Source organism: Nocardia sp. NPDC004278 (assembly GCF_053602975.1).
Map to the genome: position 1 here is coordinate 391,992 of NZ_JBSGEQ010000002.1, position 19,198 is coordinate 411,189.

General features: G+C 67.7%; 13 protein-coding genes. 9 read left to right on the forward strand and 4 right to left on the reverse strand.

Going from position 1 to position 19,198, the window contains the following annotated elements; all coding sequences use genetic code 11:
- Window positions 1-105 precede the first annotated feature (105 nt).
- Window positions 106-5,151, forward strand: coding sequence for a type I polyketide synthase (locus ACWEO2_RS04510; protein ID WP_452404060.1), 5,046 nt, complete (start codon window positions 106-108; stop codon window positions 5,149-5,151).
- A gap of 175 nt (window positions 5,152-5,326) precedes the next feature.
- Here ACWEO2_RS04510 and ACWEO2_RS04515 read toward each other — a convergent pair whose 3' ends face one another.
- On the reverse strand, window positions 5,327-6,250 hold the full coding sequence (locus ACWEO2_RS04515; RefSeq protein ID WP_452404061.1) for a VOC family protein: 924 nt from the start codon (window positions 6,248-6,250) through the stop codon (window positions 5,327-5,329).
- A gap of 28 nt (window positions 6,251-6,278) precedes the next feature.
- Window positions 6,279-7,205, reverse strand: a complete 927-nt coding sequence (locus ACWEO2_RS04520) for a fumarylacetoacetate hydrolase family protein (protein ID WP_452404062.1) — start codon at window positions 7,203-7,205, stop codon at window positions 6,279-6,281.
- A gap of 201 nt (window positions 7,206-7,406) precedes the next feature.
- On the opposite strand from ACWEO2_RS04520, the gene ACWEO2_RS04525 reads away from it, so the two are divergent.
- From ACWEO2_RS04525 to ACWEO2_RS04560, 8 genes are all read left to right on the forward strand, one after another.
- Window positions 7,407-8,504: an FAD-dependent monooxygenase gene (locus tag ACWEO2_RS04525; RefSeq protein WP_452404161.1), complete on the forward strand. Its 1,098-nt coding sequence runs from the start codon at window positions 7,407-7,409 to the stop codon at window positions 8,502-8,504.
- Between the two features lie 54 nt (window positions 8,505-8,558).
- On the forward strand, window positions 8,559-9,677 hold the full coding sequence (locus ACWEO2_RS04530) for an alpha/beta hydrolase family protein (RefSeq protein ID WP_452404063.1): 1,119 nt from the start codon (window positions 8,559-8,561) through the stop codon (window positions 9,675-9,677).
- 22 nt (window positions 9,678-9,699) lie between these two features.
- The gene (locus ACWEO2_RS04535) at window positions 9,700-10,641 is read left to right on the forward strand and encodes a VOC family protein (RefSeq protein ID WP_452404064.1); all 942 of its coding nucleotides are present in this window, start codon (window positions 9,700-9,702) and stop codon (window positions 10,639-10,641) included.
- A 22-nt stretch (window positions 10,642-10,663) separates the two neighbouring features.
- Window positions 10,664-11,125: a lipocalin-like domain-containing protein gene (locus ACWEO2_RS04540; protein ID WP_452404065.1), complete on the forward strand. Its 462-nt coding sequence runs from the start codon at window positions 10,664-10,666 to the stop codon at window positions 11,123-11,125.
- Window positions 11,125-11,577 carry a cupin domain-containing protein gene (locus tag ACWEO2_RS04545; RefSeq protein ID WP_452404066.1) on the forward strand — a complete coding sequence of 151 codons (453 nt, stop codon included), beginning with the start codon at window positions 11,125-11,127 and terminating at the stop codon, window positions 11,575-11,577. The genes ACWEO2_RS04540 and ACWEO2_RS04545 overlap by 1 nt, the downstream gene beginning before the upstream one ends.
- Before the next feature lie 42 nt (window positions 11,578-11,619).
- Window positions 11,620-12,591: an AraC family transcriptional regulator gene (locus ACWEO2_RS04550; RefSeq protein WP_452404067.1), complete on the forward strand. Its 972-nt coding sequence runs from the start codon at window positions 11,620-11,622 to the stop codon at window positions 12,589-12,591.
- Window positions 12,592-12,709: 118 nt separating this feature from the next.
- Window positions 12,710-14,326 carry a bifunctional 3-(3-hydroxy-phenyl)propionate/3-hydroxycinnamic acid hydroxylase MhpA gene (gene mhpA / locus ACWEO2_RS04555; protein WP_452404068.1) on the forward strand — a complete coding sequence of 539 codons (1,617 nt, stop codon included), beginning with the start codon at window positions 12,710-12,712 and terminating at the stop codon, window positions 14,324-14,326.
- A complete protein-coding gene (locus tag ACWEO2_RS04560) occupies window positions 14,323-15,456 on the forward strand; it encodes an alpha/beta hydrolase family protein (RefSeq protein WP_452404069.1) in 1,134 nt (377 codons plus the stop codon). Before mhpA ends, ACWEO2_RS04560 begins: the two co-directional genes overlap by 4 nt.
- A 244-nt stretch (window positions 15,457-15,700) precedes the next feature.
- Here ACWEO2_RS04560 and ACWEO2_RS04565 read toward each other — a convergent pair whose 3' ends face one another.
- Window positions 15,701-17,422 carry an ABC transporter ATP-binding protein gene (locus ACWEO2_RS04565; RefSeq protein ID WP_452404070.1) on the reverse strand — a complete coding sequence of 574 codons (1,722 nt, stop codon included), beginning with the start codon at window positions 17,420-17,422 and terminating at the stop codon, window positions 15,701-15,703.
- Entirely contained in the window at window positions 17,419-19,182 is a 1,764-nt protein-coding gene (locus tag ACWEO2_RS04570) for an ABC transporter ATP-binding protein (protein ID WP_452404071.1), read from the reverse strand. Before ACWEO2_RS04570 ends, ACWEO2_RS04565 begins: the two co-directional genes overlap by 4 nt.
- Between the last annotated feature and the right edge of the window lie 16 nt (window positions 19,183-19,198).

The window sequence follows — 19,198 nt, forward strand, 5'->3', positions numbered from 1 at the left end:
GGGACCACACCTTCGCGTGCCTGTGCCGGTCTGCTGATCGCCGGTGCAGGCACGGCCGTTCGCACAATCGGTGAGGACCTTCTCGTGTACGAGCCCACTGCCCCCGTGACCACAACCGCCGACGACACCACCGCCGCCGCCGACCGGATCGCCGTCGTCGGGCTCGGCTGCCGCTTCGCTCCCGATCTGGGTTCGCCGGACGAGCTCTGGCAATTCCTGCTCGATAAGCGGTGCGCCGCAGACACCGTGCCCGAGGATCGGTGGGCGGCCCATCGTGCCCACTCGCGCGAACACGCCGCGGCGCTGACGCGCGTCACCCCGCGCGGCGCATTCCTGACCGATATCGCCGGATTCGACGGCCGGTTCTTCGGTATCTCCGCCACCGAGGCCCGTCAGCTCGACCCCCAGCAGCGGATCGCGCTCGAAGTGGCGTGGGAAGCCTTGGAGCACGCCGGAATTCCACCGCACACGTTGGCGGGGACCGATGCGTCGGTATTCATGGGCGTCGGTGCCGACGACTACGGACGCAGACTGCTGGAGGAGCTGCCGGAGGTCGAGGCGTGGACCGGTATCGGAGCCGCACCGTGCGCGGTGGCCAACCGCATCTCCTACACGCTGGACCTGCGCGGGGCCAGTCTCACTGTGGATACCGCCTGTTCCTCCTCGCTGGTCGCACTGCATCAAGCCTGCGCCGCACTGTTGCGGTACGAGACGCCGCTCGCACTGGCTGGCGGGGTAATGGTGATGGCGGGCCCCGGGCTGACCACGGTGCTGGATCAGGCGGGCGCCATCTCGAAGGACGGGCGCAGCAAACCCTTCGATGCCGCGGCCGACGGATACGGCCGCGGTGAGGGCTGCGGCATCATCGTGCTGAAGCGATTGTCGGACGCGCGGCGCGACAACGATCGGGTGCTGGCGGTGATCCGCGGCAGCGCGGTCCATCAGGACGGACGCACCGAAGGCATTATGGCGCCGTCCAGTTCGGCGCAGGAGCATCTGCTGCGCCGGGCATATGCCGTCGCCGGGGTCGATCCGCGCGAGGTGGACTACGTCGAAGCGCATGGCACGGGTACGAAGGTCGGCGACCCGATCGAGGCGGCGGCGCTCGCCGCGGTCCTCGGACACCGGGCCGATGGGGCCGCACCGTGTCTCATCGGTTCGGTGAAGGGCAATATCGGGCATACCGAGGCCGCGGCCGGGATCGCCGGGGTCATCAAGACCGTGCTCGCGCTGGCACGGCAGATCATTCCACCGACCGTCGTGGTCTCCGGGCCGAGGGCCGAAATCCCCTGGCACGATAATGGTTTGCGGGTGGTCACCGAGGCCATAGCGTGGCCACAGGTGGACCGGCCGCGCACGGCGGGTGTGGCGAGCTACGGCTACGGCGGGACGATCGCGCATGTCGTGCTCGAAGAAGCGCCACGGCCACATGGTGGTGTGGACCAGCCCAGCGCCATCGCAGACGCACCGGAGCTGGTGTGGCACAACCGATCCTGGATCTACCCCATTTCCTCGGCGACCCGGGCCGGGCTCGCCGCCCAGGCGGCGCGTTTGCTGCCGCTCGCCGCATCCGCCGAACTCGGCGATCTCGGACATACGCTGGCTCGGCAGCGCGGACATCTCACGGTCCGCGCGGGTGTCGTCGCCGCCGATCGCGCCGAACTCGTCACCGGGCTGACCGCACTGGCCACGGGCGGCACCGAACGGTCGGTCGCCGTCGCAGAGACGATCGGACACCGGGCCGATCCGGTGTGGGTCTTTTCCGGGCACGGCGCGCAGTGGTTGGGTATGGGCCGCGAATTACTCGGTGCCGAACCGGTTTTCGCGGAGGTGATCGACCGGATCGGGCCGATCTATCGCGAGGAAATGGGACTGACGCCGCGCCGGGTGCTGGAGAGCGGCAGATTCGACTCGGTGGACGTCATCCAGGCCATGCTGGTCGCCGTCCAGCTCGGACTGGCGGCGGTATGGCGGCGCTACGGTGTACGTCCGGGCGCGATCATCGGACATTCCGTCGGCGAGATCGCCGCCGCGGTAACCGCGGGCGTGCTGACCGAGGCCGAGGGTGCACTGCTGGCTTGCCGCCGTTCCAATCTGCTGCGCAAGGTGGCGGGCAACGGTGCCATGATCATGGTCGACCAGCCGTTCGACGATGTGCTCGCGCAATTGGGTGCGCGCACCGACGCGGAGGCGGCGATCTGTGCGGCGCCATCCTCGACCGTGGTCGCGGGCGAGGTCGACGCGGTCGACGAACTCGCCGCACAGTGGCCGGGACTCGGTTGGACCATTCGCCGAGTCGATTCCGATGTCGCCTTCCACACCGATCAGATGGAGCCGCTGGCCGCCGATCTCGCGATCGCCGTCGCCGATCTCGCTCCCTCCCCCGCCGCCGTACCCCTCTACGTCACGGCGGTGGACGACCCGCGCTCGGCACCGTCGCAGGACGCCGCATACTGGGCCACGAATCTGCGCGCGCCGGTGCGCTTCCACCAGGCCGTCGCGGCCGCGATCACCGACGGACACCGGGTCTTCGTGGAGGTTTCGGCGCACCCGGTGGTAAGTCACTCGATCCTGGAAACCCTGTCCACCAACGGTATCGATGACGGGCTCGTCCTGCCGACCCTGCGGCGCAATACCGCCGAACAGGCAACCCTGCTGCGTTCGCTGGCCGCGCTGCATTGCCGTGGCATCGGCATCGACTGGTCGGCGGCGGCACCGGCCGGTCGGCTGTTGGATCTGCCCACGAATGCCTGGCAACACCAACGCCATTGGGTCGACGGTCCGCCGCGCGCGGAATCTCCCGTCGATACTCTGCTCGGCGCATACAGCGCCGTCCACGGCACTCCGGTCCAGCTCTGGCGGACCACCCTCGACTTCCGCACCCGCCCGTATCCACGTCGCCATCCCGTACTCGGCACCGAAATCACCCCGGCCGCCGTACTGCTCAACACCCTGTGCACCGCGGGAAGCACCACCGAACTGGTGGATGTCCAGCTGAAACAGCCGGTGGTGGTACCCGATCCGGCGCAGACCCGCGAGCTTCAGGTCGTTCGCGACGGCACTGCCCTGCGTATCGTCTCGCGGCCCCTCGGCGCGGACGACACGGCATGGGCGACCCACACTATGGCGCGCATCGGATCGGCTTCCACCCCGGATCATGCATCCGTGCTCGAAACTGCTGCGGCCCAGAGCAACTCATCGCTCGACCCGGATTTCGTCGTCGACCGCCTGGCGGAACTGGGTGTCGCCGATATGGGCTATCCATGGCAGATCGAGACCCTGAGGCAGGGCGAAACCACCCTGTTCGCCACCGCCACCGCCGATCTCGACCGCAGCTGGGCCGCCGTCCTCGACGCGGCCCTGTCGATGGCCTCGGTCATCTTCCCCGGCCCGGCAACGCTGCGCATGCCCGCCCATATCGACCGCGTCACCCTGACCGGGCCCGCACCGCGGCGCGCCGATATCGCGGTCCGACTCCAAGCCGATCAACCGACAACCGTCGATGTCGTTGTCGCCAGCGATGATTCGGCGACCACACTTATCGGACTGCGCTACGCCGAACTCACCGCCAGCCCCGGCACAGCCGATGACCGCCACCTGGCCACGACCCATTTCGACCTCATCTGGCAGCCCTTGGCCGAGACCTCGCCAATCGCCGAGACCTCGATCGTCGTAGTCGAATCCGTGGACGACACCAGGCTGGTCGATGCCGGACAGAGTGCGAACGTGGTATTCGCACCGCCCGTGGGGACGCCTTTCGATGCTGCCGCGGCATTCGCCGCCGTCGTGCGGCGGGTGGGTGCGGTTGCGGTCGAGCGACGGCCTCGATTGTGGGCATTGACGCGCGGGGTGCGCGAAGGCGATACCGCGCATGCACCCTTGTGGGGCATGGCCCGGGTTGCCGCGAGTGAGCATCCGGACTTCTTCCGGGCGGTCATCGATATGTCCGCCGATGATGATCCGAATATGGTGATACGCACGGCTATCGAAGCCGGTATCGCGGATCCGGTGGTCTCGGTTCGCGACGGGGCGGTCTTCGGACAGCGGATCGTGGCGGCGGAGCGCGAGCGGGATGCGGCCTTCGCCTGCCGTCCCGACGGAACCTATCTGATCACCGGCGGATTGGGAGCGCTCGGCCTGCTGGTTGCCGAACATCTGGCCGAACGCGGGGCCCGGCGCATCGTGCTGCTCGGGCGGCGGCCACTGCCGCGCCGGGCCGAATGGTCCGATGACGACGAGCGGGTGGCCGTGGTGCGGCGGCTGGAGAATGCCGGTGTGACCGTGCGGACCATCGCGGTCGATATCACCGATCGCGCGGCCACCGAATCCGCGCTCGCCGCATTGGATCTGCCGCCCGTGCGCGGTGTCGTACATGCGGCGGGCACGGTGGACAGCGCGATGTTGCCCGACCTCGATCCCGAGGTGCTGCGAAATGTCATGCGCCCCAAGGTGGATGGCGCACTGGTGCTGGACGAGCTGTTCCCGCCCGGCAGCATCGACTTCCTCGTGCTGTTCTCCTCGGCCGGTCCACTGCTCGGACTGCCCGGCCAGGCCGCGTACGCCGCCGCCAACTCGCTCCTGGACGCGCTCGCGGTGCAGCGGCGGCGCGCCGGACACTGGGACACCGTGAGCCTGGCCTGGACCAGCTGGCGCGGCCTGGGCATGTCCACCTCGGCGGCTACGACCGATCTCGAGCTGGCCGCGCGCGGCACCGCCGATCTGACGGCCGAACAGGCACTCACAATCTTCGACGACGCCTTGGCCCAGGCGAATTCCCCGGTACAGGTCGCGCTGACCGTGCTGCACGACCATCGTGGCCCGCGCCCCGCGCTCCTGGCCGAGCTGGTCCTCGAAACCTCCGGAACCGAATCCACCGAACCGGATTGGGCCGAGCTGTCCGGACCCGAGCTGACCGACTATCTCCTCGACCTGGTCAGCACCCGCACCGCCAGCACGCTCGGCGCCGCCCCGGACGACCTGAACCCACACCGCCCCCTCACCGAATCCGGCATCGACTCCCTGCTCGCCACCGCCCTGCGCGCGAATCTCGAACGCCACCTCGGCATTCCGCTGCCCGCCACCCTGCTCTGGAACTATCCGACGATCACCGATATCGCCCGCTACCTCCAAGAGGTCCTGCGATCCCGCTGACCCGGCCGCCTGGGCCTGCCACCAACCCGCCGTCGAGGGCGCCGCTACCCGGCGCCCTCGAGCCGTGGTGGGAAAGGTGTTGTCTGCGTGCAGGTGTGGGTGGCCGAGTGAAGAGGCCTCGGGTGGATGGTTCAGCTGGCGAAGAAGAACCTGAATACCGGAGACCTCGCTCCCGCTATGCGATGTAATGGGCGCCGGTCATCAGTGCGGCGAGATCCTCGGGGTGGAGGAACGACGCGGGAGGCGGTGGGCCCCAGTCGAACAGTCCCTTGGCGCCCTCGAACACTTCCGGCGTCCAGAGCTGGTCGTCGATGATGCAGTCCATGTCGGCGTAGTACTCGGAAAAGTTCCCGGCCGGATCCTTCAGGTACCAGAAGAAATTCGATCCGGCGTGATGACGGCCCAGGCCCCAGACGTGCCGTTCGGGGTTGTCCGCCAGCATTGCGTTGGCGCCGCGGCCAACGTCGTCGATGTCATCGACCTGCCAGGAGGTGTGATGCAGGAAGTTCACCGGCGCCCGCAACACCAGCACGTTATGGTGATCGGTGGAGCAGCGCAGGAATGCTCCGGCACCCTGGATCTCGTCGGAGAGCTTGAATCCCAGCCCGTCGACGAAGAAGCGCCGAGTGGCCTCGTAGTCGACCGATCCGACCACGGCGTGGCCGAGCTTGCGCGGGCGCACCGGATCCTCGCGCAGCACACCGGGTGCGCGGGTACCGTGGCGCTCGAGGCGGCCGGGGCCGTTGTACGGAGTGGCGGGTGTCTCGGTCTGGATCAGCCGGTCGGCGACGCGTATGACCGCCCGGAAGCCCGCGATGGGCTCCTGCGTCGCCACGGAATCCGCTGTCCGTTCCGCATGCAGGCCCAGCGCTTTCAGACGCGCGGCAGCGGCGTCGAGATCATCGGGATCGTCTGCGCCGATGACGATTTCGACGAGCCTGCGCGCCGGTGCATGCACCAGGCGCAGCTGGTTGCCGCCGTCGCGGGTGCCCAGCCAGCCGTCGGCCTCGGGAGACAGTCCGAATTCGGTGTAGTAGTCGCGTGTCGCGGTCGGGTCGGGTACCCCGATCGTGACTGACGACAGTCGGTGTAACGGCACTGCCAGCTCCTCGAAGTACGTTGTGGGGTCAGCGATCGGTGACCATCAGGTGTCGCATCTCGCCGATGCCGCGGACATAACTGACCAATTCGTCGCCGGGAGCGAGGAATCGCTGCGGAGTGCGTCCGATGCCGACGCCATCCGGGGTACCGGTGAAAATGACATCGCCGGGCAGCAGTGGCGTGATCGCCGACAGCCTCGCGATGAGTTCGGGAACGGGGAAGATCATGTCGGAGGTCTTCCCCTGCTGCATCTGCTCGCCGTTGATCAGGCAGCCCAGTTCGAGATCGTCGGGGTTGTCGAACTCGTCCGGGGTGACCAGCACCGGCCCGATGGGACCGAAGCCGGGGAAGGACTTGCCCATGCTGAACTGCGGTGCGGGACCGACGCGCTGCCGGTCGCGTTCGGAAATGTCCTGTCCGACAGAGATTCCGGCTACATAGCTCCACGCATCTTCGGCGGTGACACGGTATGCGCGGCGGCCGATGACCACCACCAGTTCGACCTCCCAGTCGACATTGCCAGGTGGCAGCGTGACGGTGCCGTGCGGCCCGGCTAGCGATGTCTGGAACTTGGTGAAGACCGGCGGCTGCGCCGGGATCGAAAAGTTGGACTCCGCAGCGTGATCGGCGTAGTTCAGGCCGATGGCGAACACCTGCCGCGGCGACGGGGATGGGTTACCGAATTCGGCACGCTCGATGTCGGCCAGTGGTGTGCCCTCGCTGTCGAGACTCGCTGCCATCTCCAGCAACTCGTCCCACCGCTGGTAGGCGTCCTGGATTCGGGCGTTGAACCTGCCACCGCCGGCTCGCTCGATGTCCACCACCGTGTCGGAGGTGGTGACGAGTGATAGTCGACCGGAGATATTGGCGAAGCGCACGATGCGTACTCCCTGGCTCGGCGGGCAGAACTCGCCCTGAATGTGGATCGGTGGCTTTCGAAAGTAGTCGGACACATTTGCCGTCGTTGTCCGCTGCCGACGCCGGGTATCCGTTTCCGGCAACGCTTTTCGTCGGGTTGGTGCGGAAACCGGTTGCCCGGAGCGGATGGCCGCCGCCGAATCCGGATAACGCGGGGTCCCGGCCGCTCCTATCGTTCCGGTGAAATCGGCGTTCAGGAGGCGAATATGGACAACTTCGGCAGTACGCGGTCGGTAATGATTGTGGGCGCGGGAGTCGCCGGCCTGACCGCGGCGACCGCCCTTGCACGCAAGGGGTGGCAGGTCGAGATCGCCGAAGCCAGTCCGTACCGAGCGACTGCCGGCTGGGGCCTATGTCTGACCGGTCCGTCCCTGCGCGCTCTCGATGTGCTGGGCCTGGCGGACGCGTGCTCGGCCACGGGTTACGGGATGGGCGTGATCACCCATGTGGACGTTGACGGCATACCGAGCGACCAGGTGGAGCTGCCGCGGCTGATCGGCGCGCGGCGGCCGGCGATGGTCGGCATCGCCCGCCCCGAGCTGCACCGCATCTTGCACGCGGAGGCCGAGCGGTGCGGGGTGGTGGTACGTCACGGCCTGACCGCCACCGCGATTGACCAGCAAGGAGATCTGGTCGACGTGCGGCTGTCGGACGGTACCGACCGGCAGGTCGCCCTCTTGGTCGGCGCGGACGGGATCCGCTCGTCGGTGCGGGGCCTGATGGGCTTCGAGACGCCGGTCGACTACCTCGGACAGATGGTGTGGCGGGCCCTGGTGCCGCGCCCGGAGTGGGCCACGGGTATCCATCAGTTCGCCGGCAAGGTCAACACGGCCGGACTCGTCCCCATCTCGAGCAACCGCGCCTATGTGTTCCTGACCGAGAACGGGGTGCCGCCGAATGCTCTGCCCGATGCCGAGCTCGCCCCGCGGCTGGCCGATCTGCTGACGGCCTTCCCGGGCCGGGTGACCGAGATCCGCCGGCTGGCGTCGGCCTCCGACTCGGTGGTGCGCCGGCCGGTCCAAACCGCCTTCCTGACCGGCGCCTGGAACCGCGGAAACTGCGTCGTCATCGGCGATGCCGCACACGCACCGGCACCGCAGATGGCCAGCGGCGCAGCCCTGGCCATCGAGGACGGACTCGTCCTGGCCGAGGAGTTGGAGCGCCACGAGACGGTCGGCACCGGCATCGAGGCGTTCGTCGAACGACGCGCACAGCGTTGCCGCACGCTCGTCGCGACCTCGGTGACGATCGCCGGCTTGGAACAGGCGCAACGCCACAGCGAGGCGTATCCGCTGGTCGATGCCTGCCATCGGCAGATGGCCCAGCCCGCGTAACCCACCCGCTGACGCGTCGGCGGCCCGTCGTCTACCAATGGATAAGGAGAAACAATGTCCGTTACAACGAACCGAACCCTGCCCGAGGCGCAGCAGTGGCTGCGCGAACACCTCGAGCAACGGCGGAACCCGTTCAACGCCATCGATCATGATGCTGCCGCGCGGCACATCGAAGCGCTGCCCGGCATCGATCCCGAGTCCTGGGCCGGGCACTGGCTGGCCGGAGCGGAGGATTTCGCCAGCAGGGCGCAGCGAGCCGAGGACAGCGGCGACCGCGAGCAAGCGCTGGAGAACTGGTGGCAGGCATACCAATTCGCGTTCCTTGGCCGTTACCCCTCCCCGCTGCACCCGGCCAAGCTCCACGCGTACCACCGGGCCGTTGAGTACTTCGGCCGGGTATCCACGCTGGAGCGCACACCTGTCCAGCACATCGAGTTGCCGTTCGACGGGCGCGCCGGAGAAGGCGATGTGCTGCGGTTCTTCGTGGCGCGCCCGCCCGAGGCAGCGGTGCGCCCGCCAGTGGTCCTGATGTGGGGCGGGATCGATGTGTGGAAGGAAGAAACCTACGCACGCGGCCGGATGCTCCGCGAGCGCGGATTCGCAACCGTGCATATCGACAAACCCGGGGTGGGGCAATCGCCGGTGCGCGCGGGCCGTGACGCCGAACGGCAGTGGGATCCTGTCTTCGCCTGGCTGCGCGAGCAGGCGGACCTGGACTCCGAACGGGTAGCGGCCCTGGGGCTTTCGTTCGGCGGCTACTGGGCCATGAAGCTTGCCCACACCCATCGCGAACAGCTGGCCGCCGCCGTCAACTGGGGTGGCGGCATCCATCTGACGTTCCAGCCCGAATGGCAGGAGCGCAGCCGCAACGCCTCGTCCTATCTGATGGACCTGATGCCGGCGCGGGCACGTATCTTCGGCGGCAACACATTCGAGGATTACCTCGCCCGCTGCCCCGAGCTGTCCCTGCTCGACCAGGGCGTACTGGACCGGCCATCCTGCCCACTGCTGTTGGTCAACGGCAAGGACGATCTCCAAAATGCCTCGGCGGACCTGTACTTGGCGCTCGAGCACGGGAACCCGAAAACGGCCCGGATGTTCCCCGGCGGCCACATGGGCCGGGGCCCGGTGCTGGAGACCATCGCCGACTGGCTGACCGAGCGACTCAACTGACCGACTCATCGAGGAGTACACCGTGACCAACACCAGTGTGATCACCCATCTGCGGCATGTCGATATCGCTATGCCGAACTTCGCCGAACAGCGGCGTTTCTACACCGAGCTGTGGGGTTTGACCGAAACCGCCAGTGACACAGGCGTTTCTTTCCTAGCGGCTGAGGGCTCGCCGGAGCAATACGTGGTACGACTGCGTCGGGACGCCCAGAAACGCACCGATCTCCTGGCCTTCGGCGCCGCTACCGCGCCCGATGTCGACACCCTTGCCGCGCAGTTGATCTCGCAGGGTGTACAGCTGGTGCACGAACCGAAGCTGCTGGACACCCCCGGCGGCGGCTACGCGGTCCGCTTCTTCGACAACGAGGGTCGCGTCGTGGAGGTCTCCGCCGATGTCACCGCGCGGCGGCACCGCAAGATCGAAGCCCGCGAGCCCGTTCCGGTCCGGCTGTCCCACGTCCTGATGAACTCGCCCACCCCTGAGGCAACGGTGGCCTGGTATATCGAGCATCTGGGATTCCGTCTCTCGGACACCATGTGCCTGGGCAGTGACCGCGAGATCATGTGGTTCCTGCGGTGCAATAACTTCCACCACAGCTTCGGCATCGTGCGCGGACCGCACGCGGCGTTCCACCACGCCTCCTTCGAGATGCGTGGCATCGACGAGTACCTGCGCGGCACCGGCCGAATGCGGCGGTTGGGCATCGAGCGCCTGTGGGGACCGGGCCGACACCGGGCCGGTGACAACTCCTTCAGCTACTACCTCGACCCGGCCGGCAACACTGTGGAGTACACGACCGAGCTGGAGATCCTGGACGAGGACACCTGGCACCCGCACATCTACGACCTGCGCGACCCGGCCAACGCGGATCAGTGGGGCACGGCCAACGAAATGGACGAGTTCATCGCGGCCAAGTCCCACAACGACATCGACCCCGGGCTGTTCGTTGCCCCGCCGCTGTGATTCGCACGGAAAGGGATCTCTCATGACGCAACTGCGCACTCGGCTTATCGGCAGTTGGCAGCTGGCCGATTGGAAAGTCTTCACTACGAATGGGCCCATCGATCCGCCGCTCGGCCCGGCGCAGCGGTGCACCGGACTGCTCATTTACACCTCCGAGGGAACGATGAGCGCCCACCTGACGCTGACCGACCGGATGCGCTTCGCCGACGCCTCGCTCGACGGCGGCAGCGTCGAGGAGAAGGCCGGCGCCTACAGCTCGATCATTTCCTACGCCGGCACCTGGGACGCCGACAACGCGACCGGCCGGGTGATCCACCACGTCCGGATGGCCACCTTTCCCAATTTCGTCGGTACGGATCTCGAGCGTCTGTGTGTCTTCGATGACGCCGACACGCTGAAATTGGACACACCTCCGATGGCCATGGGTGGCGAGGCGCGTCCCAGTTACATTCTGTGGCGGCGTCTTTCGGGAAGGGGCGCGTGATGCGCAGCGTTCGCAGAATCGTCACCGGGCATGATGGGTCCGGCCGTCCCGTCATCGTCGAGGACGCCGATTGCCGGCACATCCAGACCACCGCGGGCGCACAGGTGGTCAATCTGTGGCTGCACAAGGGTCCGCCACGCAACGACACCACGTATGCCGATCCGGTCGGCCCCGATGTGCCGCTGCCGCCGCCCGCGGACGGCGGTGTCCTGCGCGTGGTCGAGTTCGGGCCGCGTCACCAGGGCGAGACGCCCTACTGGCATCGAACCCCTTCGCTCGATTACGCCTTCGTCATCGCCGGTGAGGTCGTCGCGGTCGTCGGTTCGGAGGAGACCGTAATGCGCGCCGGTGACGTGCTGATCCAGCGCGGCACGACCCATGCCTGGGACAACAGGTCGGACACCCCCTGCACCATCCTGTTCGTCATGCTGGATGCGGGCCCGGCGACCTAGCGCGACGGCGATACTGACATCGGACCATGGGAGGTGAACACCGTGTCGGCACCACTGCACAACTTCCTCATCACCAAGTCGCGCAATCCTGTCGATCTGCTCAACGCGGCCACCCGGCTGTTCGGCGGCTCGATCACCACCTCGCCATTGGACGGCCTGCGCGGCGGGGATCATGAGTTGCGCGGTGTCAGCGCGCCCGATTTCGCCGCCGGTTACTTTGCCTCGCCGCTGGACGTGCGCGTCGCCTCGTCGACGGGCCGCCGGTCGTACTTTGTGAATATCGGTGTCTCCGGAGCGATCTCGGCAGCCCGCAGCGGCCTGCGGGCCACCCTCGACTCGGCGACTGCGGGCATCGTCAACCCCGGAGACACCCAGGAGCTGCGGCCCCTGGGCGCCGATACCCGGTTTCTGGGGCTGCGGATCGACGCGGCCATGGTCGACCAGGAATTCACCGCGCTGACCGGACACCCGCCGGTGTCGACCGTGCGCTTCGATTTCGCTCTCGACCTGGCCAAACCCAAGGGTCGGGCAGTGCGGCTGCTGGTTCGTTCCCTGCTGGAGCAGCTGGATTCCGGAGACCCGCTGTTCCAGCGCGCGGAACTGCAACGCAGCCAGCTGCGCTGCATCGTCACCGCGCTGCTGCTGGCCCAGCCGCATTCGCACACCGGCGATTTGCGGGACGGTCCGGCGCCCGGACACCCACGCACCTTGCGCGCGGCTCTCGGGTTCATCGAGGCGAACCTCACCGAGCGCATCGGCCTGCACGACATTGCGGCGGCCGCCAACTGCAGCCCGCGGACCATCAGCTCCGCATTCCGGGATCGGCTCGGCTTGTCGCCCATGGCGTATGTCCGCAATCTGCGGCTCGAGCGAATCCGCGCGGAAATCCTCACCTCCACCGACCAGGTCGGCACGATCGCCTATCGCTGGGGTGTGTCTCATCTGGGCCGCTTCGCCGGTGAATACCGCGACCGTTTCAACGAACTGCCCTCCGACACCGCCGCCCGCAGGTAGCACCCCGGCCCCGCGCCCGGCCATGCCTGCGCATTCCGGCCGCCCCATCACTGAAAGGTGGTGGGGCGCAGTCCTGGTGGGCCTGCTACGGCACCATCCATTTCATTGAGGAGAGAACATGGCCGCTGACCCCGTCACCCCCTGGGACTTCGACATCATCCAAATCGGTTGTGGTCCAGTCGGGCAGACCATGGCCGCGCTGCTGGGACAGCACGGCCACCGCGTCGGCGTCTTCGAGCGCTGGCCCACCGCCTACCCGCTGCCCCGCGCCGGCCATATCGACCACGAGATCATGCGCATCCTGCAATCGGTCGGGGCCGCACACGAATTCGAACCACATGCCGTCCCCGTCCCCGACTACGACTGGTTCAACGGCGACGGCGACCTGCTGCTGCACCTCGACTGGAACCAGCCCACACCCTCGAGATGGAAGTCCGACTATCTGATATTCCAGCCGGACCTGCAAGACGCCCTACTGTCCGCCGTCCACTGCCTGCCCTCGGTGGAGCTGAACTTCGGCTGGAACGCCATCCGGATCACCCAGCACGACGACCACGTCGAGGTCACCCTCGCCCACGGCACCGTCACCGACGGCGCCTGGACACCCGACGGAACCGTCCGCACGGTCACCGCGGCCTGGCTCCTCGGGGCCGACGGCGCGAATTCGACCGTCCGCGCGGCCGCCGAGCTGGGCTGGGAGGACCTCGGCTTCGAGGAGGACTGGCTCGTCGTCGACATCGAACCCCACGATCCGGACATCCGCATCGATATGCCCGAAGCCGGCCAGTACTGCGACCCGCAGCGACCCGTCTCCCTGTTCCGCTGGCTCGGACGCGCGCACAGTCGCTGGGAGTTCATGCTCCTGCCCGGCGAGAACGCCCGGGAAATGACCACGGAAGCTCGCTGCTGGGAGTTGTTGTCCCGGTGGAAGATCACCCCGGACGAGGCCACGATCATCCGGCGTACCGTCTACACATTCCGGTCCCGGCTCGCCGAATCCTGGCGCCGTGGCCGCATTCTGCTCATCGGCGATGCGGCGCATCTGATGCCGCCCTTCATGGGACAGGGCATGTGCTCGGGCATCAGAGATGCCGCCAACCTGGCCTGGAAACTGGACTTGGTACTGTCCGGGCGCGCCCGCGACTCCCTGCTCGATACCTACGGCGACGAACGCCGCCCGCACGCACGCAGTCTCATCACCATGTCGATGGAACTGGGCCGCATTGTGTGCCTCTCGGACCCCGAGCGGGCGGCCGCCCGCGACCAAGCCTTTCGATCCGGCGACGGTGCCCCGCCACCACCGTTCCCGATACTGACCGCGGGACTGCTGCACCGGAACTCCAACGGTGTTCCGGCCGGACCGGCCGGAACACTGGGCGTGCAACCACGCGTCCACTGGCAGGGCCGCACCGGCCTGTGCGACGACCTGATCGGCGGCGGGTGGACGCTCATGACTTCCGTTCCCCCTGACCAGCTTCCGCTCGACGACGACCAGCACGCAATTCTGCGGCACCTGGACACCCGCATCGTCCATCTCACCCGCGCCAAGGCACCCGACGCTGTCATCGATATGGACGCCGACCTCACCCGCTGGCTGGCCCACCATCAAGCCGACGTCGTGTTGGTGCGCCCGGACTTCTACGTCTTCGGTGCGGCCCGCGTCGACCATGCGGGCGAACTCGTCGACTCCCTGCGCCGTCAGATGCGCCCGCACCTGCCAACGGTTCCAGCATGAGCGCCCCGGACTTCGAAGTTCGTCGCGGCACACCAGCCGAGGCGGATCTGCTGGCGGCCAACCGGTCACATAAGCGGGCCATGCCACTGCAGCGCCTCCTGGGAAATGGGATGGAATGGGCAGACGCTGTGGAACTGCACGCACGCGCCGATCAGGGCGAGCGCTGGCACGAGGTCGCGCTGTGTCTGGGCCGGCGCGACACCGAGCGCGCCGAGGCCGCTCTCGCGGGCGGCCACCGCCGGACCGCACGCGACTGGTACCTCGCCGCGGCAGCGTGCTACCGCTTCGGCCAGGTCCCCCTGCTCGACAGCGACCGGGACAAAACCCTTCTGTACCAACGCCTGATCGATGCATTCGGACGGGCCGGTGCACTCCACGACCCGCCGGTGGAACACGTCTCCATCCCGTGGGGCGGCGGACTCCTGCGCGCCTGGCTGCTGCGGCCGGCCACCACCCACGCGCCACCACCCACCGTGATCGTTGTCGGCGGCTTCGATGGGTGGCGCGAGGAGTACTACAGCGGCGCTGTCTACCTGCTGGAGCGGGGCGTATCGGTACTCCTCGCCGACGCTCCTGGGCAGGGCGAAACCAGACTGTTCGAAGGACTCACGCTGGGACGGGACTTCACCACCGCGTTCGCGGCACTGGTCAGCTGGATCCGCGACGACGGCAGGCTCGCGGACCACGTCGGCATCTGGGGCAACAGCTTGGGCGGATTTCTCGCCGCCGCCGCCGCGATCGCCGACGACCGTATCCAGGCGTGCTGCGTCAACGGAGGAACAACCACTCCCATCGAATTCCCGACGCGCTACCCGCGCATGGTGGACAAGGTCCGGCTCCTGTTCGGCGCCGCCGACGCCGAACAGGCGATGAACACCCTCGGCAAACTCCACCTCGATGCCGCCGACCTGGCCCGCCTGACCTGTCCCCTGCTGGTCCTGCACGGCACCCCCGACCAGGTCTTTCTCGTCGAAAACGCCCGCGCCCTCTATGTCGGCGCAGCCAGTCGGGACAAGACCTGGCGTGAATGGGCCGACGGCGACCATTGCATTTACAACCACTCGATGGAAAAACACACCCTTGTCGCCGATTGGTTCGCCGACCGACTTGCCGCCCGCGCCGAGCCGTAGACGCCCGAGGGAATCCGTATCGTGCTCGAGCTGGTCGGAGTCGGCCTAGATGACCACCTCGGGAACGACGGTCTGCACAGCGGCCAAGTCGTATCACCTGATGACCTGAGCTATTCGATGACTTCGGCCAAGGCGCATCCGGCGCGGTGGGTCACGGCCAACCTGTCGCAGCGAGTGGCGACGGCCCGGACGCACGTCGTCCCGCCGAGCCCGGATCGGTCGGCGGGACGACTGCGTCGGAAGGTCAGCTACGTGCCCCGACCTTCCATTCGGTGGCACGACGGCGCTGTGCCCAGAACGCCGCGTAACGGCCTTCGGCGCCCAACAGGTCGTCGTGCGTACCCGCCTCGACAATCGTGCCATTGTCGAGGAACAGGATCTGGTCCGCGGCGGCGACGGTGTTGAGGCGGTGCGCGATCACCAGCACCGTCCGGTCCGCGGTCAGCGCGCTCAGCGCCTGCTGCACGGCCTGTTCGTTCTCGGGGTCCAGCGCTGCCGTCGCCTCGTCCAGCAGCACGATCGGGGCGTCCTTGAGGATGGCGCGGGCGATCGAAACCCGTTGCCGCTCACCGCCCGAGAGGCGGGCGCCGCCCTCGCCGACCTTGGTGGCCCAGCCCTCGGGGAGACGTTCGACGATCTCGTCGACCCGGGCGGCGGCGGCCGCCGCGCGGATTTCGGCATCGGTGGCGCCGGGGCGACCGAGTCGGATGTTCTCCTCGATGGTGTCCTCGAACAAGTAGACGTCCTGGAAGACAATGGAAATGCGCGACATCAGCTCGACCGGGTCGAGCTGGCGCACATCCACCGCGCCGATCTGAACGCTGCCGTCGTCGACATCCCAGAATCGGGCGATCAAGCGGGCGATCGTGGTCTTGCCGGATCCGGACGGTCCGACCAGCGCGGTGACCCGGCCCGCCGGGGCGGTGAACGAAACATCGTGCAGCACTGCGGATTCGCCGTAGCCGAAGCCGACCGAGTCGAAGCGCACCGCATTGCCCTCCGGTACCCGGGCCGGCAATGGCTCGGGCAGCGGCGGTTCGATGACCAGTTCGCGCACCCGGTCCAGCGCGGATTCCGCCGTGCGCAAGGTGGATCCGAGAATGGCGAATTCGGCGATCGGCTCGGTGAACCGCACCGCAAGCACCAGCACCGCCAGCAGGGTCGGCACGTCGAGGCTGCCGCCGAGGGCCAGATAGGTGCCGTACACCAGGATCGTGGTGAATGCGGCCTGCACGATCAGGGTGAAGCCGACCAGACCGGGCACACCGGTGACGAGCACCTTGCGCGAGGTCTCATATTGGGTGTGCAGTGTGCCATCCAGCGTCTCCGCGCCGCGGCCGAATACCCGCAGCACCGGCTGCAGCTGCGCGAATTCCACAACCCGCCCACCGGTTTCGGCATTGGCCGCGGTGCGCAGCTCGTCGGCAGTGCAGCTCAGCGACACGCTCCAGCGGTAGACCGCGATGATGACCGGAACGGTCAGCGTCGCGGCCAGCGCCAGTCGCCAATCGAAGAAGTACATCAGCACGACCACCGTCACCGGCGTTACGAATGTGGTCACCATCGGCCGCAGCAGATGCGCCGGTACACCCATGATGTCCATGACACTCTTGGTCGCCAACTGCCCGAGCTGCCCGACCCGTTCGGGCCCGAACCACCCCAGCGGCAGCCCGGCCACCGTGTCACCGATGCGCGTGTGCAGCGTCTTCGCCAGTGCCGCACCGACTTGCGCGCCGATACCCATGCTGACGTAGTACGCCAGTGCATACAGCGCGGCCACCCCGAACAGGGTCCACAGCCACGGCCACACCGAATCCGGATCCGAACCCAGCAGCGCCTGCAGAATCGGCACCAGCAGTGCGAAGGCCACACCCTGCAGCACCGCGCCGATCACCAGGACCGCGAGCATTCTGCGCAGCGCCACACCCTGTTCCGGCCCGACCACCGCGAGCAGTTTCCGAATCATGCCCCGGTCCTTTCCAGCTGCTGGTTCCGCCAGCCCCCGGCGTTCTCGTGCGCCCGCCACATCCGGGCGTAGCGGCCCTCGGCGGCAAGCAATTCGGTATGGGTCCCGCGCTCGGCGATCGTGCCGTTCTCGAGCACCACGATCTGGTCGGCCTCGACGACAGTAGCGAGTCGGTGCGCGATCATCAGCACGGTCTTGGCACCGGTCAGTGCCGACAGCGCATCCTGCACCTCGGCCTCGGACTGCGGATCGGCGTAGGCGGCGGCCTCGTCGAGCACGATGATCGGGGCATCGGCCAGCAGTGCCCGCGCGATCGAAAGCCGTTGTGCCTGACCGCCGGACAGCCGCGCGTCGTCCCCGATCACCGAGTCGTATCCGCGCGGCAGCGCCAGGATCTCGTCGTGGATGCGGGCCATCCGCGCGGCGGTGTGCACCTCGAATTCCGATGCATCGGGCCGGGCCATCCGGATATTCGCCGCGATCGAATCCTGTGCCAGCCGGACATCCTGGAATACGAACGCCACGCGCCGGTACAGCTCCCGGGGCGCCATCTCGCGGATGTCCACACCACCGATGCTGACCGCACCGCCGGTGACATCCTGGAATCGCGGTAGCAGCGTGGCCAGGGTGCTCTTACCGGATCCGGACGGACCCACCAGCGCGGTGACCGTGCGCTCCGGCAACTCTAGGTCGATACCACTCAGCACCTCGGTCGCACCGTCATAGGAGCACGACACCTCGGCGAGCCGAACGACATTGCCGCTGGGCGACTTCGGGGAATCGACGACCGGAAGTGGTGCGGTGTCGAGCACCTCGATGACCCGGGCCGCCGCCTCCTTGGCGAAGCGCAGTTCATAGCTCGCATAGAACAGCGCCAGGATCGGCGCGGTGAGTCCGACCCCGAGCAGCGCGAACGGCAGCAGATCGGCGGCGGCCAACCAGCCCCGGGTGACGAACCAGGCGCCGCCGCCGAGCACCGCCGCCAGCACCGCGATCGGCGAGAGCACGATCTCGGCCGCGGTTTTGGAGCTGAGTGTCGACTTCACCCAGCCCAGGAAGAAGTCCGCGAAATCGCTTGCGGCACTGGCATATCGGCCGTGTGCGCGCTTGGCTTGGCCGAAGGTCTTGACCACGGCAATGCCCTGCACGAATTCCACTGCGCTGCCGTTGATCCGGCCCATCGCCCGGTCGTATTCGGGCAGGTACTTACCCATTGCGGCCATGGTGACGCTGTACAGACTCAACCCGATCACCAGCGGAGCGATGGTCACCAGCGTCATCTTCCAGTCCACCCAGAACAGGTAGACCAGTGCGGTGACCGGCAGCACCACCGCGGAGGTCAGCTCCAGCACCGAGTGTGCGACCAGGTGGTGCATCGCCGCCACATCATCCTGCACGATCTTCTTGACCGTGCCGGAGTTGTGTCCGGAGAACCAGCTCATCGGCACCTCACCGAGCCGGCGCACCAACCGTCGGCGGATATCGAGGGCCAGCTCGCCATCGGCGAAGTGGGTGAGCGCGCCGGCGGCCAGCAGGAAGATCAGCCGCACCAGCAGCGCGCCCGCGGCGACGGCGGTCAGCGTCCATGCCTCGCGGGTCCGATCGGGCCCGTTATCGAGCAGCACCCGGCCGAGCTCGGCAACGGCGATGAAGGGCAGCACCGCGGCGACGGACGAGATGGCTTGGGCGGCAACGGCTAGACGCATGCGACCGCGGATCGGACGGAGTAGTTCACCGAGAGCGGATCGTTCCGCGGCCATGGCGGAAACCTCCAAT